The following is a 1112-nucleotide window of genomic DNA, read 5'->3' on the forward strand; positions in this document are numbered from 1 at the left end:
TCACTGTCCAGATTGTGGTCGATAAAATACTGTGGCAACTGGTCGGCAACTTCTGCCTTGATGGTTTTATAAGCACTGAGCATGTCGGTTATTGTGTCCCGGTCGTACTGGTGCTGCTGGAACACTGGCGGCCGGGCGCACTCTGCGGCCTCCTGGCAGGATCGCTGGCTGGCATTGTCCCGGGTTGGCAGCAGGTCAATAATGTGTGCCACCAGTTGTTGCGCCTCGTCGTATTGCCTGGTCACCTTGCCAGCATTGACCATCGACATCAGCTTCAGGCGGTTCATCGCCTCTTCCTGGACCCCCATCTTGCTGTCGTACAGGGCAGTGAAGCGCTGCCAGGCACTCTGGCTGTCTCTGGGTGCCGGATCATCCCACTGGAGTTCCAGTCCAAAGCAGTCGGGCATCCTTGTCAGTGACTGGATGGCCTGTTGCTGTTGCTGGTCCGACAGCGCGAAGAAGGATGACCGGGCCGAACCATAATCACCCGCTTCCAGCTGGCTGAGGCAGGTATCACCCGCCCGAACAGCCCCTGGGCTGGTGACCGGAGTCAGTCGTTGTTCCAGGCGTTGGCACAGCTGGTCGCGGCGGCTACTGTAGTTGCCACTGCTGGCCCCCAGCCAGTCTGGCAGCTTGCTTGACAACCCCATCGAATGCCGGGTATGCACCACTCTCCTTTGCAGTTCCTGAAACTGGCTGGCCCGGTCAACAATGGCATCGCGCAGTGCGCCACTGAGTAACGGGCCGGAGTCAGCCGTCCGGGATGCTGCAGTCAATTGTTCCAGTTGACGGTCTGCCATGGCGTTCAGCATGCACTTGCCAAGATCTCTGGCCGGGCCTGACTGGCTCGGTTGGGTTTGCTCCCCGCCAAAGAAGATGGCACCACCATCGGTACCCCGGACCCGTCCATCGCTGTCGAAAATATTGCCGGTGCGCTCATGTTCAACCCCCAGTCTGGGCGAGAACAACACTTCGAGCAGAAACTCCTCGGTGCAGCGGGTCGGTTGCTCCTGATTGGTGACCATGGCGATGGCCATATTCAGCAGGTCATCGGTTTGCCAGGCAGCATCCGGTTGTATTCGCTGCCGGTTGAGCTGCTGCAGGAAAGCCGA

At 59.4% G+C, this 1112-nt stretch carries 1 protein-coding gene; it reads right to left on the reverse strand.

Annotation, left to right across the window (positions count from 1 at the left end; translation table 11 throughout):
• The coding region (locus tag KDK13_RS06010) for a hypothetical protein (protein ID WP_257284062.1) at window positions 1–1112 on the reverse strand (1112 nt) is incomplete at both ends.

It is taken from the genome of Endozoicomonas sp. SESOKO1, from assembly GCF_024606265.1.
Taxonomy (GTDB): Bacteria; Pseudomonadota; Gammaproteobacteria; order Pseudomonadales; family Endozoicomonadaceae; genus Endozoicomonas.